The organism is uncultured Limimaricola sp., from assembly GCF_964022235.1.
Classification (GTDB): Bacteria; Pseudomonadota; Alphaproteobacteria; order Rhodobacterales; family Rhodobacteraceae; genus Limimaricola.
Genome location: NZ_CAXHZL010000002.1, coordinates 333220 through 358246, shown reverse-complemented (window position 1 = coordinate 358246; position 25027 = coordinate 333220). Strand labels below are relative to the sequence as shown.

The following is a 25027-nucleotide window of genomic DNA, read 5'->3' as shown; positions in this document are numbered from 1 at the left end:
GGGAACTGTTGCGACCCGCGCCTTCTAGGGCGCGGGGGCGGACAGATCAATCATAGCGCCAAGGCTGCGGCGGAAAACAGCACGGGCAGCAGCCCCGCGTCGCGGTTGGAGCGAAACAGCCGCAGCAGGCCTGCGTTGTCCGACGCGTCGAAACGCGACAGCTGCCAGGCCATGTGCCAGCCGATCGCCCAAGGCCCGCCCAGCGCCACCACCAGCGACAGCATCGACCGGTCACGGGTCGCCAGAAGCACCGCGAGGCCCATCAAGAGCACGGTCGCCACGAGAAACCCGCGCAGCCAGACCTTCGTGCGGTCGCCGAACAGACGGGCCGTGGATTTCACGCCGATCAGCGCGTCGTCCTCGGTGTCCTGATGCGCATAGATCGTGTCGTAGAACAGCGTCCACGAGATGCCCGAGAGATACAGCACCAGCGGCGCCGCCGAGAGCGTGCCCGCCAGCGCCGCCCAAGCCAGGAGCGCGCCCCAGTTGAAAGCGAGGCCCAGAAACACCTGCGGCCACCATGTGAACCGCTTGGCGAAGGGGTAGATCGCCACCGGGATCAGCGAGGCGACGCCGAGCCAGATCGCGGCCCAGTCGAAGCTGAGCAGGATGATCAGGGATACGAGCGACTGCGCCGCCATCCAGATCAGCGCCTGCACCACCCGCACTTGCCCCGAAGGGATCGGCCGCGACCGGGTGCGCGCCACCGATCCGTCGATGTGCCGGTCGGTCACGTCGTTCCATGTGCAGCCAGCACCGCGCATCAAAAACGCGCCAAGCGCGCAGCCCAGTGCGATCCATGCACCCTCAAGGCCGAAGCGCCCGGTCGCGAGCGCCGCCAGCGCGAGGCCCCACCAGCAGGGGAGCAGCAGTAGCCAAGTGCCGATCGGCCGATCGGCTCGGCTCAGCCGCAGGTAGGGGCGGGCGCGGCGCGGCGCCCAGTTGTCGACCCAGTTGCCGCGCACTGCATCCGCGACGGCCCCGTTTTCGGCCTCTGGCATCCGATCCGCCGCTTTCATATGGTCCGCCCCATGGCATCAAAAGTCCGGCTGTTTGTAGATCACCCTTTGGCCGAAGGGCAAACCGTTCCGCTGGAAGCGGCGCAGGCGCATTACCTCTCAGGGGTCATGCGCCTGCCCGCGGGCAGCGTCATCTCCGTCTTCGACGGGCAATCGGGCGAATTCGACGCTACGCTCGCGCAGGCGAACAAGCGCGGCGGCAGTCTCGAGATCGGCGCGCAGACGCGGCCCCTGCAACCGCCGCCCGATCTGTGGCTGTGCTTCGCGCCGATCAAGAAGGCGCGCACTGACTTCATCGTCGAGAAGGCCGCCGAGATGGGCGCGTCTCGCATCGTCCCTGTGCTGACCGAGTTCACCAATTCGGAGAGGGTCCGCGTTGACCGGCTGCAGGCCCATGCCGTCGAGGCCGCCGAGCAATGTGGCGGCACCTATGTGCCGCAGGTGGCCGAACCGGTGAAGATTGGCCGCCTGCTCGACGGCTGGCCCGAGGACCGCCGCCTGATGTTCTGCGACGAGGCGCTGGTGGGCGAGAGCGGGGCCCTGCCAGACGCGCCGGGACCATGGGCGGTACTGATCGGGCCGGAGGGCGGGTTTTCGGACAAGGAGCGGATGCGGCTGCGCGGGCTGAAACATGCGCATCCCGTCAGCTTGGGGCCGCGAATCCTACGCGCCGACACCGCCGCCGTGGCAGCATTGACGCTGTGGCAGATGACGCTCGGGGATTGGCGGTGACGGGCTTGGACCCCAAACGCGTGGCCGTGGCCGGGTGTGAGTATTTGAAGAATGAAGTGGGGTAGGGCGATGGCTGATCTGTTGCGCCCGGAGGCGCGCGCGGCGCTGTGGCGCGGGCGCGAGGTGATCGCGGGGCTGGGCGTCGTGGGCCTTGGGCTATGGTGGGCGCTCACGAGCTTCGGCATCCTGCAGTGGCTGGGCTGGGGTCTCGCCGCGCTGGGCGCGGGGCTGATGGTGGGCGGCGTGCAGCGCTGGCGCTTTCGACAAGACGGGCGGGGGCCGGGGCTACTCAAGATCGACGAGGGGCGCGTGGCCTACATGGGGCCGCTCACCGGCGGCACCGTCGATCTCGACGCGGTGCGCCGCCTCAGGCTCGATCGGCGCGCAAAGCCCGCGCATTGGCTCTTGGAGACCGGCGACGAGGTGCTTGCCGTTCCGGTGACCGCTGACGGGGCCGAGACGCTGTTCGACGCCTTCGCGGCCCTGCCGGGGCTGAAGCGGGGTCGGATGATCGAGCTTCTCAACGGCGAGGCGCGCGATGTCGTCACCGTCTGGACGCGGCCTGCGCGGCTCACCGTCGTATGACGATCATCTGACGATTCTGTGCGGGGGCGCGGAAGCCCCCCGCGTGAAACCGTATGGCCCCTCCATTGACTTATGCCCCCATGCGCGACACCTGTAAGCCCGCCTCGCACGATAGGAGCCAGCGCCATGTCCATCCCTCAATCCGGCGGCGGGCCGATCGAGCACCACTCGCAACTCGCCGAATACCTCGCCTCCGGTTGCAAGCCCCAGAGCGACTGGCGCATTGGCACCGAGCACGAGAAGTTCGGCTATTGCCGCGACAGCCACCTGCCGCTGCCCTATGAGGGGCCGCGCTCGATCCGCGCCATGCTCGAAGGGCTGCGCGACCGCTTCGGCTGGTCCCCCGTGGAAGAGCAGGGCAAGCTGATCGGGCTGGAGCGCGACGGCGCCAACATTTCCCTCGAGCCGGGCGGGCAGTTCGAGCTGTCCGGCGCGCCGCTCGAGACGATCCACCAGACCTGTGACGAGGTGAACAGCCACCTCGCCGAGGTGAAGGAAATCGCCGACGAGATCGGCGTGGGCTTCATCGGGCTCGGGGCCGCGCCCGAGTGGTCCGAGGCACAAATGCCGATGATGCCGAAAGGCCGCTACCGGTTGATGACCGACTACATGGACCGCGTCGGCACCCATGGGAAACAGATGATGTACCGCACCTGCACGGTGCAGGTAAACCTCGACTTCTCCTCCGAAGCCGACATGGTCAAGAAGCTGCGCGTGGCATTGGCGCTGCAGCCCGTCGCCACCGCGCTCTTTGCCAACTCGCCCTTCTTCGACGGCAAGCCCAACGGCATGAAATCCTGGCGCTCGCGGATCTGGCGGGGCTTGGACAATTCGCGCACCGGCATGCTGCCCTTCGCTTTTGACGACGGCATGGGCTTCGAGCGCTACGTCGACTGGGTGCTCGATGTGCCGATGTACTTTGTCTATCGCGACGGGAAGTACATCGACGCGTTGGGCCAGTCGTTCCGCGATTTCCTCAAGGGCGAGCTGCCGGCGCTGCCGGGCGAAAAGCCGACCTTGTCGGACTGGGCTGATCACCTGACCACGGTCTTCCCCGAGGCACGGGTCAAGAAGTTCATCGAGATGCGCGGCGCCGATGGCGGCCCGTGGCGCCGGCTCTGCGCGCTGCCCGCCTTCTGGGTCGGGCTGACCTATGATCAGGGCGCGCTCGACGCGGCTTGGGACATGGTCAAGGGTTGGGATGCGGAGACCCGCGAGGATCTGCGCGTGGCAGCGGCCGAGCAGGGGCTGCAGGCGCGCGTGGGCGACATCTCCATGCATGATCTGGCGCGACAGGCGGTCGAGATCGCCGAGGCCGGTCTCAAGGCGCGCGCGCGCCCCGGTGCGGGCGGGCTGGTGCCCGACGAGACGCATTTCCTGAACGCGCTCAAGGAAAGCGTCGAGACCGGGCGCACGCCCGCCGACGAGTTGCTCGAAGAGTACCATGGCGCATGGGGCGGCGATCTGAGCCGCATCTACGCCGCGCATTCCTACTGAGGGATCCAAGGATGGTTTTGTGGCCCGCTTCGGCGGGCCGTGCCTCCTAGCTCAGGAGCGGAAACCCGTGCGTTTCGGAGCGCCGGTCGAGCGAGCGGCGCCGGTCGATCGCCGCGTTGTGGCAGCGGATCATCTTGGGAAGCCGGGGCAGGTCGATCAGGAGCCACAGCGCAGTCACGGCCAGCCCGACGATGGTGACGGCCAGCATCAGCATCATCGCACCCGAACCGGTGCGGCCCATATAGAATCGATGCGCGCCCAGCGGCCCGAGAAAAAGTGCCAGAAGCATGGCCGTGGAGAGGTTCTTGTGCTGCTGCGGCACCTCTTCCGGTAGAGTCTGTTTCTGATGCTCGGACATTGCTAGTGAACCTGCAGCTACCGTTGACCTGACGCGCCATATCGACGACCCGTGAAGCATTCCCTCTTCGTTCAGCGGATGCAACGCATCAAGGGTATAGGTCTATTTCGTACCGATACGCGGCTCGGTGCCCGCGCGCAGGCGCCCGATGTTGGAGGCATGGCGCGCGTAGAGGATCAGCGCCAGCACCAGGCTGAGCAACACGATCCGCCCGTCGCCCAGCAGCAGCGAGTAGAGCGGCGCGAGACCGGCGGCGAGCAGCGCCGCGAGCGAGGAATAGCGGAACGCGAAGGCGGCGGCGAGCCATGTGGCACAGGCGGCCAGCCCCACGGGCCAGCTCAGCGCGATCAGCAGGCCGAGGATCGTCGCCACCCCCTTGCCGCCCCGGAACCTGAGCCAGATCGGATAGCAATGCCCGGCGAAGGCCGCGGCCCCCGCGATCTGCGCCGCATCTTCGGCGGCGAAGATCCGGGCGAGGATCACGGCAGCGATCGCCTTGCCCGCGTCGAGCAGCAGCGTCGCGACGGCTGCCGGTTTGGAGCCGGTGCGCAGCACGTTGGTGGCCCCGATGTTGCCCGAACCGATGGCGCGCACGTCGCCCAAGCCCATGGCGCGGGTAATGATGAGGCCGAAGGGGATGGAGCCCAGGAGGTAGCCGATCACCGCCCAGAGGATCAACAGGGCGGTCGTGGTCTCCATCACGGGCATCAGCGGGTCTCCGTCACGCTCCGACCTGCAACCCAGGTCCCGAGCACCTTGCCTTCGAGACGGGCCCCGTCAAAGGGGGTGTTGCGCGATTTCGAGCGCAGTGTGGCCCGATCGAGCACGAAGGGTGCGTCCGGGTCGAACCAGACCAGATCGGCGGGCGCGCCTTTCGACAGCCGGCCCGTCTCCAGCCCGAGCCGCCTCGACGGGTTGAGCGAGAGCGCGCGGAACAGGCCGGGCAGGTCGATCACCCCGCCATGCACCAGCCGCATCGAGGCGGGCAGGAGGGTCTCCAGCCCCACGGCCCCCGAGGCCGCCTCCTCGAAGGGCAGGCGTTTGCTCTCCTCGTCCTGCGGTGTGTGCATCGAACACAGGATGTCGATGAGGCCAGAGGCCAGCGCTTCGCCGACCGCCTGCCGGTCGTCTTCGGACCTCAAGGGGGGCTTGAGCTTGAAGAAGCTACGGTAGTCGGCGACGTCAAGCTCGTTCAGCGTCAGGTGATGCACCGAGACGCCCGCCGTGATGTCGAGGCCGTTGTTCTTGGCCCGCTCCAGCGCCGGGAGCGCCCGCGCCGTGGTGATCTGGTCAGCATGATAGCGCGCGCCGGTCATCTCCAGAAGCGCGATGTCGCGGTCGAGCGCCATGCGCTCGGCCATCGGCGACACGCCCGGCAGTCCGCGCAGCGAGGCGAACTTGCCAGATGTGACGACCGCGCCGTTCGACAGGCCCGGCTCCTGCACATGCGCCATGACGAGGGCACCGAGCGAGCGGGCGTAGGTCAGCGCGCGGGAAAACACCTTGGTGTCGGTGACGACCCGGTCGCAATCGGTGAAGGCCACGGCGCCCGCGTCCTTCAGAAACCCGATCTCGGTCATCTCGCGGCCCTCGCGGCCCTTGGTCAGCGCCGCCATCGGCAACATCCGCACCGGGCTGTCCTCACGCGCGCGGCGCACCACGAACTCGAGCGTTTCGGGCGTGTCGATCGCGGGCAGGGTGTCGGGGCGGGTGACGATGGTGGTGACGCCACCGGCGGCGGCGGCACGGCCTGCCGATGCAAAGCTCTCCTTGTGGCGCTCGCCGGGCTCCGAGACCTTGACCCCGAGATCGACGATGCCCGGCGCGAGGCAATGCCCGCGGCAGTCGATCACCTGCGCCGCCTGCGGCAGCTCGCCGCTCTCGATCACCGCCGTGATGCGACCATTCTCGACCAGAAGCGCGCCGCGCTTTTCCCCGGCCTCGGGGTCGATCAGTCGGGCATTGGTAAAAAGAAGGCTCATGCCATCACTCCGGTCTCTTGGCGTGCCATGCGCGCGTTGCGCGCCAGAAGGTCCATCGCCGCCATGCGCACCGCGACGCCCATCTCGACCTGCTCTTGAATGACGCTGCGGTTGATGTCGTCGGCGATGGTGCCGTCGATCTCGACGCCCCGGTTCATGGGCCCCGGATGCATCACGATGGCGTCTGGTTTGGCATGCGCGAGCTTGGCCGCGTCCAGCCCGTAGCGGTGGAAATACTCGCGCTCGGACGGGATGAAGCCGCCGTCCATGCGCTCTTTCTGAAGCCTGAGCATCATCACCACGTCGACGTCCTTCAGCCCCTCGACCATGTCGTCGAACACCTCGACACCGAACTCGGCCACGCCGGACGGCATCAGCGTCGGTGGCGCGATCAGGCGGATGCGGTTCTCCATCTTGCCCAAGAGCATGATGTTGGAGCGCGCGACGCGGCTGTGCGCGATGTCGCCGCAGATCGCGATCGACAGCCGGTGCAGCCGCCCCTTGGCGCGGCGGATGGTTAGCCCGTCGAGCAGCGCCTGGGTGGGGTGCTCGTGCCGCCCGTCGCCGGCGTTGAGAACCGAACAGTTCACCTTCTGCGCCAGCAGGTCGACCGCGCCGGAATTGGGGTGACGCACCACCAGCAGGTCGGGGCGCATCGCGTTGAGCGTCAGCGCGGTGTCTATCAGTGTCTCACCCTTTTTCACCGAGCTGGCCTGCATCGCCATGTTCATCACATCGGCCCCGAGCCGCTTGCCGGCGATCTCGAAGCTGGCCTGCGTGCGGGTCGAATTCTCGAAGAACATGTTGATCTGGGTCAGCCCCGCCAACACGTCGCGCGGCGCGCGGCCCTGCCGGTTCAGCTCGGCATAGCTCTGCGCGGTGTCGAGAAGCTCGGTGATCTCGGTGGGATGCAGGGGCTCGATCCCCAGGAGATGACGGGCACGGAAGGTCATGGGCAAGGCTCCGGGATGCTGCGCGGGCCTTATAGGGCCGGGGCGGGCGCGGGGTAAAGCGGCACGGGTCGGCCACGGGCCCGAGAGGACTGGCCGGGCCGGGCGGGGACAAGCAGGCCTACCCCTTCGGATCGACAGCCCGGCGCGCCCGTGCAAGATGTGCGCCGCACCGGCACGGGGCCGCGCGCGGAACGGAGAGACCGATGAAGGGCCGCCTCAGGGACACGTTGCAAGAACTCTACGAGGGCGACACTTCGCGGGCGCATGCCTTTCGCTATTGGCTGCTGGCCTTCGACCTCGTGGCCATCCTCTTCGTCGTCGTCACCTCCTTCACGGCCTACGGCCCTTGGGTGCAGATCGTCGACATCGGCTTCGGCATCGTTATCGTCGTCGATCTGGCCGCCCGGATCTGGTTGGCGCCGCGTCCCTGGCGCTTCCTGGTCTATCCCACGACCCTTGCCGACGTGGTCAGCGCGGTGTCCTTCTTTGCGCCGCTCGCGGGCGAGGGCTTTGCCTTCCTGCGGGTGGTGCGGATGCTGCGGCTCTTGCACATGTACCAAACCCGCGACCGGCTGCGGCAGGACTTTCGGTTCTTTCGCGAGGGCGAACAGGCGCTGGTCGCGGCCACCAACCTGGGCGTGTTCATCTTCGTGATGTCGGGCGTGGTCTTCGCCACGCAGCACCGCAGCAGCCCCGATATCGGCAACTACGCCGATGCGCTGTATTTCACGGTGACGGCGCTGACGACGACGGGCTTTGGCGACATCACGCTCGAGGGCACATGGGGGCGGATGATTTCGATCGCCATCATGATCTGCGGCGTGACGCTGTTTCTGCGGTTGGCGCAGGTGCTGTTTCGCCCCCACAAGGTGCGCGAACCCTGCGCGACCTGCGGTCTGGTGCTGCACGATGCGGACGCGGTGCATTGCAAACATTGCGGCACCACCATCCACATCGAGACCGAAGGCGAGATCTGACCCTGCGCCCTCAGGGCGCGAGGCCGGTGCGCGACAGGTAGATCCGCACCGCTTCCTGCACGTGTCGAAACCGGTCGCCGCCCAGATGCTTGCCGCCGTACCAGCGGGTCACGACGATGATGTGCCCCTCCACCGCGTCGCGCTCCAGCATTCGTAGGATCACCATGCCTGCGCCGCTTTCGCCGTCGTCGCCCTTGAGCGGGCCCTGGGCCGTTAGCAGCCCCCAGCTGTTGTGCGTGGCCTTGGCGAATTTCTTGCGGCGCTGCAGCTCCTTGAGAAAGGCCTTGGCCTCGGCTTCCGAGCCGCAGGCGCCGCCGGAGACCGCGTATTTCGAGCCGCGATCGCTGATGATGTTCTCGAACACATGCATGCGTGGGGCCTAGTGGCGGGGTCGCGCGGACGCAAGCGGGCGGCCTCAGTCGCGCGGGGCCGCCGCGCGCCGCAGCCGGTCGTTGATGGCGCGGCCCAACCCATGATCGGGGATGGGGGCCACGGCGATCCGCTCGGCTCCCATCGTGTCGAGCCGGTGCAGGCAATCGAACAGATTGGCTGCCGCCTCGACCAGATCGCCGGTGCGCGACAGGTTCATGTCCGCGCCCAAGGGGCCAAAGCCGAGATAGGTCTCGCCCGGCTCGGTCTCGGTGGCCTCGAGCCGCACCGTGCCCTTGGGCGCGTAATGCGACACGAGCTGTCCGGGGGCGCTGGGCGCGGTCGAGGGGGCCACGGGGCCAAGCGCCAGCGGCGCGCCGAGGCAGGCCTCGATCGCCTCGGCGGGCAGCCCGCCCGCGCGGAGCAGCACCGGCGTCTCGCCCGTGCAGTCGAGAATTGTGGATTCGAGCCCGACGCCGCAGGCACCGCCGTCGAGCACCGCGTCGATCCGCCCCGCCAGCCCTGCCAGCACGTGTTGCGCGGTGGTCGGGCTGATCCGGCCCGAGGGGTTGGCCGACGGGGCCGCCACCGGCAATGCCGCCTCGCGCAGGAGCGACTGTGCCAGAGGGTGATCGGGGACCCGCACCGCCAAGGTCTCGAGCCCTGCCGTCACCAGCTTGGAGATCCCCGCATAGGGGCGGATCGGTAGCACCAGCGTCAGGGCGCCGGGCCAGAAGGTAGCGGCCAGCCGCCGCGCGGTGTCGTCCATCACGCAATAGGCCTCGACCGCCTCGACGTCTGGCAGGTGCACGATGAGCGGGTTGAAGCTGGGCCGCCCCTTGGCCTCGAAGATCCGCGCAACTGCGGCGTCGTCGGTGGCATCGCCGCCAAGGCCATAGACCGTCTCGGTCGGAAAGGAGACGAGCCCGCCCCGGCGCAGCATCTCGGCGGCACGCTTGAGGCCGGTCTCGTCCGGGTCGAGGTGTCGGGTCATGACGTGGCGTCCTGGTTGCGAGGTCGGGGGGCGGCGTATCAGGCTGCGTAGACAGCGGTATCCGACCCCCGGAATGCCATGTGCCGGAGGAAACCCGCAATGCCCTTTCATGCCCCCGTCGAGGATTTTCGGTTCATTCTGGAGCATGTGATCGGCTTTTCCGACGTGACCGCGACCGCGCGCCACGCCGAGATGACGTCCGACGTGACCGACGCGATTCTGAACGAGGCGGCACGGATGTGCGACGATATCCTCGCGCCCCTGAACCGCGCAGGCGATCTCACCCCCGCCCGGCTCGAGAATGGCATCGTGCGCACCTCGCCGGGCTATGCCGAGGGCTATCGTGCCATTGCGACCGGCGGCTGGGTCGGCATGGCGGCGGCGGAGACGCATGGCGGCATGGGGTTGCCGATGGCGCTCGCCACCTGCGTCAACGAGATGATGGGCGGCGCCTGTCTGGCGCTGCAGCTCAACCCCTTGATGACACAGGCCGAGATCGAGGCGCTGGAGCACCATGCCAGCCCTGAGCTGCAGGCGCTCTATCTGCCCAAGCTGATCTCGGGCGAATGGTGCGGCACCATGAACCTGACCGAACCACAGGCCGGATCGGATGTCGGTGCCCTGCGCACCAAGGCCGAGCCGGACGGGGAGGGGACCTACAGGATCACTGGGCAGAAGATCTACATTACTTGGGCCGACAACGATTTTTCGGACAACGTGGCGCATATGGTGCTGGCGCGGCTGCCCGACGGCGCGCCGGGGACCAAGGGAATCTCGCTCTTCCTCGTGCCCAAGCTCATCCCTGATGCGTCGGGCACCCCCGGCGTTCCCAATTCCCTGCGCGTGGTCAGCCTCGAGCACAAGCTCGGCATTCACGGATCACCCACCGCGGTGATGGAGTATGACGGTGCCAAGGGCTGGCTCGTGGGCGAACCCCATGCCGGGATGGCCGCGATGTTCACCATGATGAACACCGCCCGGCTCGGCGTCGGCTCTCAGGCCGTGGGCGTGGCCGAGGCGGCGACACAGGCGGCGCTGGCCTATGCGATGGAGCGCAAGCAGGGCCGCGTGGGCGGCTCGGGGGCGATCGTCGAGCACGCGGACGTGCGCGCGATGCTGGCAAGGATGCGGGCCGAGACCTTTGCCGCCCGCGCGATCACATTGGCCTGCGCCAAGGCGATCGACCTTGGCCGCGAGGGGCGTGCCGCCGAGACGGCCCGCGCGGCGCTGCTGACGCCGATCGCCAAGGCCTTTGGCACCGAGACCGGGATCAACGTCGCGGATCTGGGCATTCAGGTGCATGGCGGCATGGGCTTCATCGAAGAGACGGGGGCTGCACAATTCCTGCGCGACGCGCGGATCACCGCGATCTACGAGGGCACCAACGGCATTCAGGCGATGGATCTCGTGGGCCGCAAGATGATGGATGGCGGCGAGGCGGCCTTCACGCTCATCGATGAGATCGAGGCCGGAGCCAAGGCGGTGCGCGAGACGGTGCCGGATCTGGCCGAGCCGGTCTGGCAGGCCGCCGAGACGATGCGCGAGGCGACCGAATGGCTCGTCGGGCGCGAGGTTTCCGAGCGTTTCGCGGGTGGCATGCCCTACCTGCGGGCCTTCGCGCGGCTTTTAGGGGCGCATTACCACCTGCAAGCGGCGCAGGCGGGCAATGGCAAGCGCAAGCGGCTCGCCGCCTTCTATATCCAGCGCATGCTGCCCGAGATGTCGGCGCATCTCATGGCTCTTCGGGCGGGGCCAGAGTGCGTGATGGCACTGGGGGCCGAGGATCTGGTTCCCTGAAGCGTCGGGGTGCCTATCCGGCCTGAGGCGTTGGAGCGCCGGTCTGGCCTTAGGCCGCTGGACGCCGCACGTTCGCTGCGCCATCACTTGGCCCATGACACAGAACATGCGCGCTCGAACCCCCTTTGATGAACCGCCCGCACCCGGCACCGCGACCGAAGTCGCGCCCGGCGTGCTGTGGATGCAGCTGCCGCTGCCTTGGGCGCTCAACCACGTGAACGTCTATGCATTCGATGACGGCGACGGCTGGACCGTGATCGACACCGGGCTCGACACCACCCGGATCCGCGAGGTCTGGGAGGCGCTGCTCGCGGGCCCCTTGGGCGGCCGTCCGCTGCAGCGCGTGGTCGTGACGCATCACCACCCCGATCACATCGGCCTCGCGGGTTGGCTCGGCCAGCGCGGCGCGGAGCTGGTGATGCCGCGCACCGGCTATCTGCTGGCGCGGATGCTCAGGGGCGAGGATCAGAGCCTGCCACCGAAGGCGGTGGTGGCGTTCTGGAAGCGCGCCGGCATGGATACCGAGCTTCTGGCGCAGCGCCGCACCGAGCGGCCGTTCAACTTCACCGACTGGGTCGCGCCGCTGCCGCTCTCCTACACCCGCATCCGGGAAGGCGACCGCATCCGTATCGGCGAACGCGACTGGATCATCCGCATGGGTGAGGGCCACGCGCCGGAGCATGCGACCTTCTGGGAAGAGGGAGGCGATCTGGTGATCGGCGGCGACCAGCTGTTGCCGGGGATCAGTCCGAACCTTGGCGTGCAGCCGACCGAGCCCGAGAACGATCCCGTCACCGATTGGATCGAGGCCTGCGAGCGGCTGGCCGCCTTCGCCCGGCCCGAACAACTCGTGCTGCCCGGCCACAAGAAGCCCTACCACGGCCTGCCAGAGCGCCTTGGGCAGATGGCGCAAGGTCACCGCGAGGCGCTGGGGCGGCTGGAAAAGCACCTTGCCGTTCCGCGCACCGGGGGCGACTGCTTCGCGCCTTTGTTCCGCCGCTCGGTCACGCGCGACAGCTACGGGCTGGCGCTGGCTGAGGCGCTGGGCCATCTGAATGCGCTGGTGGTGCAGGGGCGGGCGCTGCGCGAGATGGGCGACGATGGGGCATGGCGCTGGAGGGCCGTATGATCGAGGTTTTCGAGGAGAGTTTCCCGCTCGCCCGCGCCTTCACGATCAGCCGTGGTAGCCGCAGTGCGGCACAGGTGCTGAGCGTGCGAATTTGCCGAGACGGCCATGAAGCCCGGGGTGAATGTGTGCCATACGCGCGCTATGGCGAAAGCCTTGATAGTGTGCGAGCGCAGATCGAGGCGCTGCCCGATGGGATGTCACGGCTGGAATTACAGGAGGCGCTGCCGCCCGGAGCTGCGCGCAACGCGGTGGATTGCGCGCTGTGGGATCTAGAGGCGAAACGGACAGGGGTTCCGGTCTGGCAGCTCGCGGGGCTGGAGCGACCGAAGGCCCTCATCACTGCCTACACCCTGTCGCTCGACACGGCCGAAGCAATGGAGGCGCGGGCACGCGAAGAGGCGCATCGCCCGATCCTGAAGATCAAGCTCGGCACCCCTGACGACATGGCCCGGCTTGAAGCCGTGCGGCGCGGTGCGCCTCACTCGACCATCATCGTCGACGCCAACGAGGGCTGGAGCGCGGAGGTCTATTCCGATCTCGCGCCGCATCTTGTTCGTCTCGGCGTGGCGCTGGTCGAGCAGCCCGTTCCGGCGGGCGAGGACGCGGCGCTGATCGGCCTTGCGCGCCCGGTGCCGGTCTGCGCGGATGAAAGCTGCCACGACCGCGCATCGCTGCCTGGCCTTGCGGGCAAATACGACATGGCCAACGTCAAGCTCGACAAGACAGGCGGTCTGACCGAGGCGTTGGCATTGCGCGATGCCGCGCGGGCGGCGGGGCTCAAGGTCTTGGTGGGCTGCATGGTCGGCTCGTCGCTCGCCATGGCGCCTGCGCATCTGGTGGCGCAGGGCGCGGCGGTGGTCGATCTCGACGGGCCCTTGCTGCTTGCCGCGGATCGCGAGCCGCCGATGCGGCATGATGCGCAGGGTTTGCACGCCGCCGATCCCGCGCTCTGGGGCTGAACCCTCTGGCATCGCGCTTCACCCTGCGGCAGAAGGGGCGCAAGAGCCAACAGGAGAGCGCCATGACCCGCACCGTCTATGTCAACGGGGAGTACCTCCCCGAGACCGAAGCCAAGGTTTCGATCTTCGATCGCGGCTTCCTGATGGCCGATGGCGTTTATGAGGTCACCAGCGTGCTGGGCGGCAAGCTGATTGATTTCGCGGGCCACGCGACGCGGCTCGAGCGCTCCTTGTCCGAATTGCAGATCCGCAAGCCGATGGAGACAGAGGCGCTTCTTGAGGTGCACCGCGAGTTGGTGGCGCGCAACGGGATCGAGGACGGGATGATCTACCTGCAGATCACCCGGGGCGCGCCCGGCGATCGCGATTTCGCCTTTCCGCCTGAGGAAACCGAGCCGACCGTGGTGCTCTTTACCCAATCGAAGCCCGGCCTCGCCGAAAGCCCGGTCGCAAAGACCGGCATCAAGGTGATCTCGATCCCCGACATCCGCTGGGGCCGCCGCGACATCAAGACCGTGCAGCTTCTGTATCCGTCGATGGGCAAGATGATGGCCAAGGCGGCGGGCGCAGACGACGCCTGGATGGTCGAAGAGGGCGCGGTCACCGAGGGCACCTCGAACAATGCCTATATCGTCAAGGGCAGCACCATCATCACCCGCCAGCTCGGCAACGAGATCCTGCACGGCATCACCCGCGCCGCGGTGCTGCGCTTTGCGCAGGAGGCGCAGATGAAGGTCGAGGAGCGCGCCTTCACCATTGAGGAGGCGCAGGCCGCCGACGAGGCCTTCATCACCTCGGCCTCGACCTTCGTGATGCCGGTGGTGGAGATCGACGGCGCGCAGGTGGGGCAGGGCACGCCCGGTCCGGTGGCGCTCCGTCTGCGCGAGATCTATCTCGAGGAAAGCCGCAAGGCCGGGATCTGACATCGCGCGGGAGCGGCGGGCATGGATCACCCCCTCATCGATCACATAGACCGGATGATCGCCAAGGCCGAGCAGGACGGGGCCTTCAAGGATCTGCCGGGGGCGGGCAAGCCGCTCGCGGGGCTGCACGTACCCGGCGACGCGGTGCTCGACCGCATTATGCACGAATCGGGAGCCAGGCCGCTGGCGGTGACGCTGCGGGCGCAGATCGCAGAAGCGCGCGCCCGTCTGGCCGGGCTGACCGGCGAGACGGCGCGCCACGAAGAGATGCGCCGTCTGGCCGATCTGGAGACGCGCCTCGCCATTGAGGTCGAGGCGCTGCGCCGCCTGGGCTGACGGCTCAGCCCTCGCTCGCCTCGTGCTTTTGCGCCGCGTCGAAGGCGGCGCGCGTCGCCTCCGTCGCCTCGGTTTGGTGCTGCGCGCGCCAGTCGTCATAGGGCATGCCGTAATAGGCCTCGCGCGCCTCGTCCTTGGACATCTCATGCCCGCGCTCGGCCGCGGCCTCCTGCATCCAGCGCGACAGGCAGTTGCGGCAGAACCCAGCCATGTTCATCAAGTCGATGTTCTGCACATCTGTGCGCTCTTCCATCAGGTGCTTTTGCAGCCTGCGAAACGCCGCCGCTTCGATTTCGGTGCGGGTCGTCTCGTCGATCTCGTCCATCCGGCTCATGATCCGTCTCCCTTGCAGTCCCGTTACAGTCCCGTTTCGCGAAGTATGTCGCGCAGCGCCGGTGCCAAGCGATCGGCCCAGGCAATCTGTCCCGCTTCGTCCTCGATCAGGTCGTTGCGCACCTCGATCAGCACATTGGGCCGCCCCTTGGTAAGCGCGTGGCGGTCGATGGAATCGCCCGGCAGGTGGCCCGAATAGGGCTCGTTGTCGCCCACCGTCAGCTCTGCTTCCTCGCGCAGCCGCGCGATCAACGGGTTGGCGAGGCGTGAATCGAGATGGCTGTGCAGGATCGCGGCCTGCCAGGGACGAAACGGGCGGCCCCGAAGCTGTGCGGTATAGCTGTGGATCGCCACGATCACCATGTCGTCGCGCCGCGACGCCAGCGCTTCATAGGCCTCGTGGTAGGGCCGGTGCAGCCGCACCAGGCGCTCCTTGGTTTCCTCCGGGCCCGCGTGCCGGTTGCCGGGGATGATCGAGCCGTCATAGAGCTTCATCAACAGCGTGGGGTCGTCTTCGCCCCGGTTGGGGTCGATCACGAGGCGCGAGAATTTCGACAGGATCGCGGGAGCGTCGAGCCGTTCGGCCAAAGCCTCGGTCAGACCCGCGGCGCCGACGTCCCAGGCGATGTGGCGCGCCATGTCCGAGGCGGGCAGGCCGAGATCGCCGCCGGAGACCCAATCGGGCACGTGGTTGCTGGCGTGATCGCAGGTGACGAGCCAGCGGGAGCGGCGCTCCTCGCCGAGAATGTGATAGGCTTCCGAAGTCATGAAATCTGGTGTTCTCCGCTGTCGTTCGCTCAGGTGTCCTACGGGCAGTTGTGACGCGGCGTATTTTGCGCAATAACGGCGCCGAACCGGCACTGGTAGCGGTAACGGACCTGTCCGCTGCCCGGTCGAACACTTATCGCGTCCATGGGGACAGTCGAGAGGATCCTTCTGATGAAGCGCCATCGCAATGTGAAAATCGTGGCCACGCTGGGGCCGGCGTCGAGCACCTACGAGGTGATCCGCGCTCTGGTCGAGGCCGGGGCCGACGTGTTCCGTCTCAACATGAGCCACGGCGCGCACGACGAAATCCGCGTGCGCCACGCGATCATCCGCCAAGTCGAGGAAGACCTCGACACGCCGATCGGCATTCTCGCCGACCTGCAGGGGCCGAAGCTGCGCGTCGGCGCCTTTGCCAACGGCTCCGAAGAGCTGGTGCCCGGTGCCGACTTCCGGCTCGATCTGGATGCTGCCGAGGGCGACCTCAACCGCGTGCAGCTGCCGCACAAGGAGATCTTCGACGCGCTGGAGCCCGGCGCCTCGCTGCTCGTCAACGACGGCAAGATCCGCCTCAAGGTCAAGGACTGCGGCGCCGATTTCGCCAATTGCGAAGTCGTCGTCGGCGGCACGATCTCGAACCGCAAGGGCGTGAACGTCCCCGACGTGGTGCTGCCGCTGGCGGCGCTGTCGGAAAAGGACCGCAAGGATCTCGAGTTCGTCTGCGATCTCGGCGTCGACTGGCTGGCGCTGAGCTTCGTGCAGCGCGCCGCCGACGTGGAAGAAGCGCGCGAGCTGTGCCGCGGCCGCGCCGCCATCCTGTCGAAGATCGAAAAGCCCGCCGCCGTGAAGGCCTTTGACGAGATCCTGGCTGTCTCCGATGGCATCATGGTCGCGCGCGGCGATTTGGGCGTCGAGCTGCCCGTGCAGAACGTGCCGCCGATCCAGAAGCGCCTCGTGCGTCGCTGCCGCGCTGCCGCCAAGCCGGTGATCGTCGCGACCCAGATGCTCGAATCGATGATCGAGAGCCCGATGCCCACGCGCGCCGAGGTTTCCGACGTCGCCACCGCGATCTACGAGGGCGCCGACGCGATCATGCTTTCGGCCGAATCGGCCGCCGGCCAGTATCCGATTGAGGCGGTCGCCACGATGGACAACGTCGCGGGCGAGGTCGAGAACGATCCCACCTACCGCGAGATCATCGACAGCTCGCGCAAGGTCGCGCACAACTCGGTCGCCGACGGCATTGTCGCCGCTGCGCGCGAGATCGCCGAGACCACCAACGTCAAGGCGATCTGCTGCTTCTCGCAGTCGGGCACCACGGCGTCGCTGGTGGCGCGCGAGCGTCCGCGCGTGCCGATCCTCGCCCTCACCTCGATCCGCGGCACCGCGCGTCGCCTGTGCCTGACCTGGGGCACCAACTGCGTCGTCACCGGCGAGGTCGACCGCTTCAAGATGGCCGTGGTCGCCGCCGCGCGCGCCGCGCGCGAGCAGGGCCTCGCCACCGAGAGCGACATGATCGTCGTGACCGCGGGCGTGCCGTTCAACACGCCGGGCACCACCAACATCCTGCGCGTGGCGCCCTGCTCCGAGCGTCTGATCTTCAGCGCCGACCCCGAGTGATCTTCGAATGAGGGCAGGGGGGGCACCGCCCCCCTTGCCTTGATCTCGCGCGCCGCCTATACGGCGCGCTCACCCCGTTCGTCCGGCCCACTTGGCATGCCGAGGCGAGCGGTCCCACCACCGTTCCGGAAGGGAGATGGAAATGCCTAAGATGAAGACGAAGTCGAGCTGCAAAAAGCGGTTCAAGGTGACGGCCTCGGGCCGGATCAAGGCCGGTCAGGCGGGCAAGCGCCACGGCATGATCAAACGCTCCACCAAGTTCATCCGTGACGCGCGTGGCACCACGATTCTGGCCAAGGCTGATGAGAAGATCATCAAGCCGATGATGCCCTACGCCCGCTAAGGAGATCCGGATATGAGCCGCACCAAAGGTGGTACCGTCACCCATCGCCGTCACAAGAAGATTCTTGACCAGGCGAAGGGCTATTACGATCGTCGCTCCAAGACCTTCAAGGTGGCCAAGCAGGCCGTCGACAAGGCGAACCAGTACGCGACCCGCGACCGCAAGAACCGCAAGCGGAACTTCCGCGCCCTGTGGATCCAGCGGATCAACGCCGGTGTCCGTGCGTTCGACGAGCAGATGACCTACTCGCGCTTCATCAACGGCCTGTCGCTGGCTGGCATCGAAGTGGACCGCAAGGTTCTCGCCGATCTCGCCGTGCACGAGCCCGACGCGTTCAACGCGATCGTCGACAAGGCGCGCGCCGCTCTGGCCTAAGGCCAAGCGATAGACTGAATGGAAGCCGCGCCACCCCCAAAGGGGTCGCGCGGCTTCTTGCGTATCTGGACGGGGCTGCTAGTCCGGACCGGCAGAAAAGGGTGACGACATGGATGATCTTCGGGATAGGTATCTGGGGCTGATCGCCGAGGCCGGCGACGAGGCGGGCATCGAGGATCTGCGCGTGCGCGCGCTGGGCAAGAAGGGCGAGATCTCGGGGCTGATGAAGACGCTCGGCGGCATGAGCGCCGAAGAGCGTCAGGAGAAGGGCCCGAAGCTGAACGCGCTCAAGACCGAGATCGCCGACGCGCTCTCGGCCCGCCGCGCGTCCCTTGCCGATGCAGCGCTTGAGCAGCGGCTCAAGGCCGAATGGCTCGACGTGACACTGCCCACCCGGCCCGCGCGCCAAGGCACGATCCACCCGATCAGCCAAGTGACCGAGGAGGTCATCGCGATCTTCGCCGACATGGGCTTTTCGGTGGCCGAGGGCCCGCAGATCGAGAGCGACTGGTACAACTTCGATGCGCTCAACATCCCCGGCCACCACCCGGCCCGCGCCGAGATGGACACCTTCTACACCCACCGTGCCGAGGGCGACGACCGCCCGCCGCACGTGCTGCGCACCCACACCTCGCCGGTGCAGATCCGCTCGATGGAAGCCAATGGCGCGCCCATTCGCATCATCTGCCCGGGCCGCGTCTACCGCGCCGATTACGATCAGACCCACACCCCGATGTTCCATCAGGTCGAGGGGCTGGCCATCGGCACCGACATCACCATGGCGAACCTCAAATGGGTGCTGGAGGAGTTCCTCTCGGCCTTCTTCGGCACGTCCGTGAGGACCCGCTTCCGCGCCTCGCATTTCCCCTTCACCGAGCCCTCGGCCGAGGTGGACATCCAGTGCTCGTGGCAGGACGGCACCGTGAAGGTGGGCGAGGGCGACGATTGGCTCGAGGTGCTGGGCTCGGGCATGGTGCATCCCAAGGTGCTCAAGAACGCCGGGATTGATCCGGAGAAGTACCAGGGCTTCGCCTTCGGCCTTGGCATCGACCGTCTGGCGATGCTGAAATACGGCATCCCCGACTTGCGCGCCTTCTTCGAGAGCGACCTGCGCTGGCTCAAGCACTATGGCTTCGCGGCGCTCGACGTGCCGACGCTCAGGGGGTGATCACCATGCGTATCCCCCTCTGCGCGGCGCTGGCCGTCGCGGTAGCCGGGCCGGTTCTGGCCGACGAAATGTGGGTCTCCGACCTCGGCCCGCTCGCCTATGAGGCGGACGAGGGCGACACCGCCATCCTGTCTTTCCCGACCGAGGACGGAGCACAGGGGCGTCTCTACATCCCCGGCCTCGCGGGTAACTGGCAACAGCGTGGCGTGCACGAAGCCTATTGGATCGCCCAAGGCGATGGCTTTTGCGGCGCGACCCTGACCGGTCCCGACGGCACCGGCTCGACCATGTGGGGCCGCGCTGTGGTGGCCTTTGACCGCCCCGAGTTTCCGACCGGATTTTCCGTGACGCTCGGCGATTGCATGAGCACCCCGTTCCGCGCATTGCGCGCCGATCTCGACCAGTAAAGGGCCAAACCCATGAAATTCACCCTCTCCTGGCTCAAGGACCATCTCGACACCACGGCAAGCGTGGACGAAATCGCCGAGGCATTGACCGATCTCGGGCTCGAGGTCGAAGGCGTCGAGAACCCCGCCGCAGCACTCAAGGACTTCGTTCTGGGCAAGGTGGTTGCCGCCGAGCGCCACCCCGACGCCGACAAGCTGCAGATCTGCCGCGTCGAGCTGCCCGGCGGCGAAGACCAGATCATCTGTGGCGCGCCCAACGCCCGCCAAGGCATCACCGTGGTCGTCGCGCGGCCCGGCACCTACGTGCCCGGCCCCGACTTCACCATCGGCGTCGGCAAGATCCGCGGCGTCGAGAGCCACGGCATGATGTGCTCGGAGCGAGAGCTGGGGCTGGGCGACGCGCATGAGGGCATCATCGAGCTGCCCTCGGGCGAGGTGGGCCAGAGCTTTGCCGACTGGCTGTCCGAGAACGACCCCGCCAAGGTCGATCCCGTCATCGAAATCGCGATCACGCCGAACCGCGGCGACGCGCTCGGCATCCGCGGCATCGCGCGCGACCTGTCGGCGCGCGGCATTGGCAAGCTGAAGCCGCTCGAGGTCAACGCGGTGCAGGGCGGCTACGACTGCCCCATCGGCGTCGAGATCGCCCCCGACACCCGCGACGGCTGCCCGATCTTCGCCGGTCGTCTCATTCGCGGCGTCAAGAACGGCCTCTCGCCCGAGTGGCTGCAGGACCGGCTGCGCGCCATCGGCCTGCGCCCGATCAGCTTTCTCGTCGATGTGACCAACTACATCACCTATGACCTGAACCGGCCACTGCACGTCTTCGACGCCGACAAGGTCGCGGGCAATCTGCGGGTGCACCGGGCGGCGGGGGGCGAGAGCTTTGCCGCGCTCGATGACAAGGAGTACACGCTGGCAAAGGGCATGATCGTCATCTCCGACGACAACGGCGTCGAGAGCCTCGCGGGCATCATGGGCGGGGCCGACACCGGCGTCACCGAGGAGACGACCAACGTCTTCGTCGAGAGCGCTTTGTGGAACCCGGTGCAGATCGCACTCGGGGGCCGCGCGCTCAAGATCCACTCGGACGCGCGCCAGCGGTTCGAGCGTGGCATCGACACCGATTTCGTCACCACCGGCCTGCAGATCGCGGTGCGGATGATCGTCGATCACGCGGGCGGCGAGGCGTCGAAGATGGCGATCGCGGGCTCCACCCCCGACACCAGCCGCGCCTACCGCTTCGATCCCAAGGCGGTGACGCGGATCGTCGGCATGGAGATCCCGACCAAGGAGCAGCGCCAGACGCTCGACCGGCTCGGCTTCCGGCTCGACGGCGAGATGGCGCATGTCCCCGCGTGGCGCTCGGACATCCAGGGCGAGGCCGATCTTGTCGAGGAGGTCGCGCGCGTGGCCTCGCTGTCGAAGCTCAAGGGCGTGCCGCTGCCCCGCCCCGAGGGCGTGGCCCAGCCGGTGCTGACGCCGATGCAGGCCCGGCTGACCAAGGCACGGCGCACGACCGCAGCCCTCGGCTACGACGAATGCGTCACCTACAGCTTCATCGACGCCGAGGCGGCGGCGCTGTTCGGCGGTGGCTCGGACGCGACCCGGCTCGAAAACCCGATCTCGTCGGAGATGAGCCACATGCGCCCCGATCTGCTGCCGGGCCTCTTGCGTGCCGCGGCGCGTAATCAGGCGCGCGGCACCGGCGATCTGGCGTTGTTCGAGGCGGGGCACGTGTTCTGGGGCGGTGAGCCGGGCGAGCAGAAGCTCGCCGTGGCGGGTCTGCTGACGGGCCGGACCGGGCCCAAGGACGTGCATGGGGCCTCGCGCCCGGTGGACCTCTATGACGCCAAGGCCGATGCCGAAGCCGTGCTGGCCTCGATGGGCGCACCTGCCAAGGTGCAGATCCTGCGCGGGGGCGAGGGCTGGTGGCATCCGGGCCGCCACGGGCGGATCTGCCTCGGCCCCAAGAAGGTCTTGGGCGTCTTCGGCGAGCTGCACCCACGCGTGCTTGCCGCGCTCGATGTGAAGGGCCCGGCGGTCGCCTTCGTGCTCTTCCCCGAAGAGGTGCCGCTGCCGCGTCAGACCGGGGCCGCGCGCGCGGCCTTCACACCGCCGTCGCTGCAGCCGGTCGAACGCGATTTCGCCTTCGTGGTGGATGCCGAGGTCGAAGCGTTGACGCTGGTGAACGCGGCGCAGGGTGCCGACAAGGCGCTGATCTCCGACGTGCGGGTCTTCGACCAGTTCCAAGGCGGCAGCCTTGGCGAGGGGCGCAAGTCGGTGGCAATCACGGTGCGGCTGCAGCCCACCGAGGCCACGCTCACCGAAAAGGAGATCGAGGCCGTGGGTGCCAAGATCGTCGACAAGGTGGCCAAGGCCACGGGCGGCGAGCTGCGCGGCTGAGCGGGCGACGGAGACGAAGGAGAGGGGCGGGCCGCAGGGTCTGCCCCTTTTGCATGGTCGGGCATGGTCGCGCGGCCCGGCTGCGTTAGGTTCGCGGCACAACCAGTCAGGAGACACCGATGATCAAGGAATTCCGCAATTTCATCGCCAAGGGCAACGTGATGGACCTCGCGGTCGGCATCATCATCGGCGCCGCTTTCACCGCCATCGTCCAGAGCCTCGTCAACGATCTGATCAACCCGGTGATCGGGCTGATCTTGGGCGGCATCGACTTCACCTCGATGTATGTCGTGCTTTCGGGCGATGTGCCTGCCGGGGCCTCGCTCGAGGCCGCGCGCGAAAGCGGAGCCGCGATCTTTGCCTATGGGGCCTTCCTTACCGCCTGCATCAACTTCTTGATCATCGCATGGGTGGTGTTCCTGCTGGTCAAGGCGGTGAACCGGATCAAGGACGCCGCCGTCGAGAAGGGCGAACCGGTGCCGAACGCCCCCAAGGGGCCGACGCAGGAAGAACTGCTCACCGATATCCGCGATCTGCTGAAGCCGCGCGAGGTCTGAGCGGCCACAGCAGAGGTCATGTGCGCAGACGTGGAATTCACGGCGCCACTGTGCGCCCCTACGTAAGGTACAGCTTCAAACAAGGACCATTGCGACATGACCATCCTGCATATCGACAGCTCCATCCTCGGTGAGAACTCGGTCTCGCGCGACCTGACGGCGGCCATCGTGGCCGAGCTCAAGGCGCAGGGCGACACGGAGGTTCTGCGCCGCGATCTCGCCGATGCGGCGAGCGAGGCGGCGTTTACCGGCGACGCGGTCGAACAGCTTCTGTCCGCCGACACGCTGGTGATCGGCGCGCCGATGTACAACTTCGCGATCCCGCACCAGCTCAAGGCCTGGATCGACAGCGTCGCGGTGGCGGGCAAGACGTTCCAGTACACCGCCGAAGGCCCGCAGGGCCTCGCAGGCGGGCGTCGCACCATCGTGGTCTATGCCTCCGGCGGCGTGCATGATGGCACGACCGATTTCGTCGAGCCCTATCTGCGACAGGTGCTGGGCTTCATCGGCATCACCGATGTGACGGTGCTCCGGGTCGAAGGCGTGGCGCTCTCGCCCGAGGCGCGTGCCAAGGCGATCAACGATGCCCGCGCCAAGGTGCCCGCACTGGTGCAACAGATCGCGGCCTGATGTCGAAGGTCTGAACGCGGAACGGCCGGTGCGATGCACCGGCCGTTTTCGTCTGTGGGGGTCTCAGGCGGCCTTGGCGGCCTGATCCATCCAGTCCTTGTGCTTGCGCTCATCCGCGAGACCGCGGCGGAACAGCTCCTTGTCGGTGGCGGGCACGGCCTCGTTGTCCACGGCATGCTGGTAGGCGCTGATCGTGTCGATCTCGTTGGTGGCCATCGCCTTGAGGATCGCGCCATCGCCACCGACCATGTCGGCGAGCTTGATCTTGCCGGTGGTGAGCAGCTCCTTCATGTCGCCCTCTCGGGGGACATTGGCGCCGACCCGGCCCGCCAGCGCGGTAAGGTCCGACAGGTGGCGCAGGTGGTCTTGGCGAAATTCCTCGACCTTGGCCTTGTGGGCCGGGCTTTCGAGCCGCTCGATCGTGGTCCCGTAGGCCGCGATGGCATCGTGTTCGAGAAGGATGAAGTTCTCGACCATCTTGGCCATGTCGCTCGATGTGCCGATGGTGGTGACCATGGGTCTTCCTCCGCTGTTGGGGTTGCGAAGAAAAACCGAACGCCGCACCGGAGGGTTCCGGTGCGGCATCGCACCTCAGCGGCCGAGCGCCTGCTGCGCCGAGATCGCCTCGCGGCCGAGGCCTTCGCCCACGGCGAGGTTGGTGATCCGGCCCGCGTGCACGTTGAGGCCCTCGGCCAGATGCGCGTCATCGAGGCAGGCCTGCTTCCAGCCCTTGCCGGCGATGGCCAGAACGAAGGGCATGGTTGCGTTGCCGAGCGCCAGCGTCGAGGTGCGGGCGACCGCGCCGGGCATGTTGGCGACGCAGTAGTGCATGATGCCGTCGACCTCGTAGATCGGGTCCTCGTGGGTCGTGGCCTTCGAGGTCTCGAAGCAGCCGCCCTGATCGATGGCGACATCGACAATCGCGGCACCGGGCTTCATGGTCGAAAGCTGCGCGCGGGTGACCAGCTTGGGTGCTGCGGCACCCGGCACCAGCACCGCGCCGATCACCAGATCGGCCTGTGCCACGGCATCGGCGGTGGCACCGGCGCTCGAATAGACGGTGCGGAAGTCGCGGCCGTAGACATCGTCGAGATAGCGCATCCGCGGCAGCGACTTGTCGAGTACGGTGACACGCGCGCCCATGCCGGCGGCGATCTTGGCGGCCTGGGTGCCCACGACACCGCCGCCGATCACCACGACATTGGCGGGGCCTACGCCGGGCACGCCGCCCAAGAGCACACCGCGTCCGCCGTTGGCCTTCTGCAGGGTCCAGGCACCGACCTGCGGCGCCAGACGGCCTGCGACCTCGGACATCGGCGCCAACAGCGGCAGGCCGCCCGCGCGGTCGGTCACGGTCTCGTAGGCGATGCAGGTGGCGCCGGAGCGCACGAGATCCTCGGTCTGGGCAGGATCGGGCGCGAGGTGCAGATAGGTGAACAGGATCTGCCCGTCGCGCAGCATCCGGCGCTCGACGGCCTGCGGCTCCTTCACCTTCACGATCATCTCGGCGGAGGCGAAGATTTCTTCGGCGGTGGGGGCGATCTGCGCGCCGGCGGCGCGGTAATCGTCATCCGTGAAGCCCGCGCCCATGCCGGCCCCGGCCTGCATGGTGACGGTGTGGCCTTGGTCCACCGCCTCGCGTGCGGCGTTGGGGGTGAGGCCGACGCGGAATTCCTGCGGCTTGATCTCAGTGGGGCAACCGATGTGCATGATGCATCCTCCTTGTTGCCCCCATGCTGACACCCCTCGCGTGCAATTGCCGACGAGATCGTGGCCTGTTACTCATCAAATGTCGTAAGATATTGCGCCAGAT

General features: G+C 67.6%; 28 protein-coding genes. 17 read left to right on the top strand and 11 right to left on the bottom strand.

Going from position 1 to position 25027, the window contains the following annotated elements:
• Positions 1 to 50: 50 nt before the first annotated feature.
• Entirely contained in the window at positions 51 to 1019 is a 969-nt protein-coding gene (gene ubiA / locus AADJ02_RS04235; protein ID WP_341211737.1) for a 4-hydroxybenzoate octaprenyltransferase, read from the bottom strand.
• Between the two features lie 12 nt (positions 1020 to 1031).
• On the opposite strand from ubiA, the gene AADJ02_RS04230 reads away from it, so the two are divergent.
• The 3 genes from AADJ02_RS04230 (at position 1032) to AADJ02_RS04220 (ending at position 3833) form a co-directional block, all read left to right on the top strand.
• Positions 1032 to 1751 (top strand): 16S rRNA (uracil(1498)-N(3))-methyltransferase, encoded by a 720-nt coding sequence (locus AADJ02_RS04230; RefSeq protein WP_341211736.1) that lies wholly within the window; start codon positions 1032 to 1034, stop codon positions 1749 to 1751.
• Between the two features lie 69 nt (positions 1752 to 1820).
• Entirely contained in the window at positions 1821 to 2336 is a 516-nt protein-coding gene (locus AADJ02_RS04225) for a hypothetical protein (RefSeq protein WP_341211735.1), read from the top strand.
• 126 nt (positions 2337 to 2462) lie between these two features.
• Positions 2463 to 3833 (top strand): glutamate--cysteine ligase, encoded by a 1371-nt coding sequence (locus AADJ02_RS04220; protein WP_341211734.1) that lies wholly within the window; start codon positions 2463 to 2465, stop codon positions 3831 to 3833.
• A 46-nt stretch (positions 3834 to 3879) separates the two neighbouring features.
• Here the strand turns inward: AADJ02_RS04220 and AADJ02_RS04215 are convergent, their stop codons facing one another.
• The 4 genes from AADJ02_RS04215 to AADJ02_RS04200 all read right to left on the bottom strand — a co-directional run bounded on the left by AADJ02_RS04215 (position 3880) and on the right by AADJ02_RS04200 (position 7126).
• Entirely contained in the window at positions 3880 to 4191 is a 312-nt protein-coding gene (locus AADJ02_RS04215) for a TM2 domain-containing protein (protein ID WP_341211733.1), read from the bottom strand.
• Between the two features lie 102 nt (positions 4192 to 4293).
• A complete protein-coding gene (plsY, locus tag AADJ02_RS04210; protein ID WP_341211732.1) occupies positions 4294 to 4899 on the bottom strand; it encodes a glycerol-3-phosphate 1-O-acyltransferase PlsY in 606 nt (201 codons plus the stop codon).
• The gene (pyrC, locus tag AADJ02_RS04205) at positions 4899 to 6173 is read right to left on the bottom strand and encodes a dihydroorotase (RefSeq protein WP_341211731.1); all 1275 of its coding nucleotides are present in this window, start codon (positions 6171 to 6173) and stop codon (positions 4899 to 4901) included. The genes plsY and pyrC overlap by 1 nt, the downstream gene beginning before the upstream one ends.
• Complete coding sequence (locus tag AADJ02_RS04200; protein WP_341211730.1) at positions 6170 to 7126, bottom strand: aspartate carbamoyltransferase catalytic subunit; 957 nt, start codon at positions 7124 to 7126, stop codon at positions 6170 to 6172. The genes pyrC and AADJ02_RS04200 overlap by 4 nt, the downstream gene beginning before the upstream one ends.
• Positions 7127 to 7329: 203 nt before the next feature.
• Here AADJ02_RS04200 and AADJ02_RS04195 point away from each other — a divergent pair, with 203 nt between their 5' ends.
• Positions 7330 to 8103 carry an ion channel gene (locus AADJ02_RS04195; RefSeq protein ID WP_341211729.1) on the top strand — a complete coding sequence of 258 codons (774 nt, stop codon included), beginning with the start codon at positions 7330 to 7332 and terminating at the stop codon, positions 8101 to 8103.
• Positions 8104 to 8113: 10 nt separating this feature from the next.
• On the opposite strand, the gene AADJ02_RS04190 is transcribed toward AADJ02_RS04195, so the two are convergent.
• Together AADJ02_RS04190 and AADJ02_RS04185 are read right to left on the bottom strand one after the other, a co-directional pair.
• Entirely contained in the window at positions 8114 to 8473 is a 360-nt protein-coding gene (locus tag AADJ02_RS04190; RefSeq protein WP_341211728.1) for a YigZ family protein, read from the bottom strand.
• A 45-nt stretch (positions 8474 to 8518) separates the two neighbouring features.
• Positions 8519 to 9466, bottom strand: coding sequence for an L-threonylcarbamoyladenylate synthase (locus AADJ02_RS04185; protein WP_341211727.1), 948 nt, complete (start codon positions 9464 to 9466; stop codon positions 8519 to 8521).
• A 99-nt stretch (positions 9467 to 9565) separates the two neighbouring features.
• Between AADJ02_RS04185 and AADJ02_RS04180 the strand changes: the two genes are divergently transcribed.
• The 5 genes from AADJ02_RS04180 to AADJ02_RS04160 all read left to right on the top strand — a co-directional run bounded on the left by AADJ02_RS04180 (position 9566) and on the right by AADJ02_RS04160 (position 14610).
• Complete coding sequence (locus AADJ02_RS04180) at positions 9566 to 11263, top strand: acyl-CoA dehydrogenase (protein WP_341211726.1); 1698 nt, start codon at positions 9566 to 9568, stop codon at positions 11261 to 11263.
• Positions 11264 to 11369: 106 nt separating this feature from the next.
• The gene (locus AADJ02_RS04175) at positions 11370 to 12392 is read left to right on the top strand and encodes an MBL fold metallo-hydrolase (RefSeq protein WP_341211725.1); all 1023 of its coding nucleotides are present in this window, start codon (positions 11370 to 11372) and stop codon (positions 12390 to 12392) included.
• Positions 12389 to 13351 (top strand): N-acetyl-D-Glu racemase DgcA, encoded by a 963-nt coding sequence (gene dgcA / locus AADJ02_RS04170; protein ID WP_341211724.1) that lies wholly within the window; start codon positions 12389 to 12391, stop codon positions 13349 to 13351. The genes AADJ02_RS04175 and dgcA overlap by 4 nt, the downstream gene beginning before the upstream one ends.
• 62 nt (positions 13352 to 13413) lie before the next feature.
• The gene (locus tag AADJ02_RS04165) at positions 13414 to 14274 is read left to right on the top strand and encodes a D-amino-acid transaminase (protein ID WP_341211723.1); all 861 of its coding nucleotides are present in this window, start codon (positions 13414 to 13416) and stop codon (positions 14272 to 14274) included.
• A gap of 21 nt (positions 14275 to 14295) precedes the next feature.
• On the top strand, positions 14296 to 14610 hold the full coding sequence (locus AADJ02_RS04160; RefSeq protein ID WP_341211722.1) for a DnaJ family domain-containing protein: 315 nt from the start codon (positions 14296 to 14298) through the stop codon (positions 14608 to 14610).
• 4 nt (positions 14611 to 14614) lie between these two features.
• On the opposite strand, the gene AADJ02_RS04155 is transcribed toward AADJ02_RS04160, so the two are convergent.
• Both AADJ02_RS04155 and AADJ02_RS04150 read right to left on the bottom strand, forming a co-directional pair.
• Positions 14615 to 14935: a DUF1244 domain-containing protein gene (locus tag AADJ02_RS04155; protein ID WP_341211828.1), complete on the bottom strand. Its 321-nt coding sequence runs from the start codon at positions 14933 to 14935 to the stop codon at positions 14615 to 14617.
• Between the two features lie 32 nt (positions 14936 to 14967).
• Positions 14968 to 15711 (bottom strand): N-formylglutamate amidohydrolase, encoded by a 744-nt coding sequence (locus AADJ02_RS04150; protein WP_341211721.1) that lies wholly within the window; start codon positions 15709 to 15711, stop codon positions 14968 to 14970.
• Positions 15712 to 15882: 171 nt separating this feature from the next.
• Here AADJ02_RS04150 and pyk point away from each other — a divergent pair, with 171 nt between their 5' ends.
• The 8 genes from pyk (at position 15883) to AADJ02_RS04110 (ending at position 23214) form a co-directional block, all read left to right on the top strand.
• The gene (pyk, locus tag AADJ02_RS04145; protein ID WP_341211720.1) at positions 15883 to 17328 is read left to right on the top strand and encodes a pyruvate kinase; all 1446 of its coding nucleotides are present in this window, start codon (positions 15883 to 15885) and stop codon (positions 17326 to 17328) included.
• Between the two features lie 142 nt (positions 17329 to 17470).
• Positions 17471 to 17671, top strand: a complete 201-nt coding sequence (gene rpmI, locus AADJ02_RS04140; RefSeq protein WP_341211719.1) for a 50S ribosomal protein L35 — start codon at positions 17471 to 17473, stop codon at positions 17669 to 17671.
• 12 nt (positions 17672 to 17683) lie between these two features.
• Positions 17684 to 18046 carry a 50S ribosomal protein L20 gene (rplT, locus tag AADJ02_RS04135; RefSeq protein ID WP_341211718.1) on the top strand — a complete coding sequence of 121 codons (363 nt, stop codon included), beginning with the start codon at positions 17684 to 17686 and terminating at the stop codon, positions 18044 to 18046.
• 109 nt (positions 18047 to 18155) lie between these two features.
• On the top strand, positions 18156 to 19214 hold the full coding sequence (gene pheS / locus AADJ02_RS04130; protein WP_341211717.1) for a phenylalanine--tRNA ligase subunit alpha: 1059 nt from the start codon (positions 18156 to 18158) through the stop codon (positions 19212 to 19214).
• Positions 19215 to 19219: 5 nt separating this feature from the next.
• Entirely contained in the window at positions 19220 to 19621 is a 402-nt protein-coding gene (locus tag AADJ02_RS04125) for a hypothetical protein (protein ID WP_341211716.1), read from the top strand.
• Positions 19622 to 19633: 12 nt separating this feature from the next.
• On the top strand, positions 19634 to 22027 hold the full coding sequence (gene pheT, locus AADJ02_RS04120) for a phenylalanine--tRNA ligase subunit beta (protein ID WP_341211715.1): 2394 nt from the start codon (positions 19634 to 19636) through the stop codon (positions 22025 to 22027).
• A 119-nt stretch (positions 22028 to 22146) separates the two neighbouring features.
• Positions 22147 to 22584, top strand: coding sequence for a large conductance mechanosensitive channel protein MscL (gene mscL, locus AADJ02_RS04115; RefSeq protein ID WP_341211714.1), 438 nt, complete (start codon positions 22147 to 22149; stop codon positions 22582 to 22584).
• Between the two features lie 96 nt (positions 22585 to 22680).
• Positions 22681 to 23214, top strand: coding sequence for an NAD(P)H-dependent oxidoreductase (locus tag AADJ02_RS04110; RefSeq protein WP_341211713.1), 534 nt, complete (start codon positions 22681 to 22683; stop codon positions 23212 to 23214).
• A gap of 63 nt (positions 23215 to 23277) precedes the next feature.
• Here the strand turns inward: AADJ02_RS04110 and AADJ02_RS04105 are convergent, their stop codons facing one another.
• A complete protein-coding gene (locus AADJ02_RS04105; protein ID WP_341211712.1) occupies positions 23278 to 23730 on the bottom strand; it encodes a ferritin-like domain-containing protein in 453 nt (150 codons plus the stop codon).
• A gap of 75 nt (positions 23731 to 23805) precedes the next feature.
• Positions 23806 to 24924 (bottom strand): alanine dehydrogenase, encoded by a 1119-nt coding sequence (gene ald, locus AADJ02_RS04100; protein WP_341211711.1) that lies wholly within the window; start codon positions 24922 to 24924, stop codon positions 23806 to 23808.
• Positions 24925 to 25027: the final 103 nt, after the last annotated feature.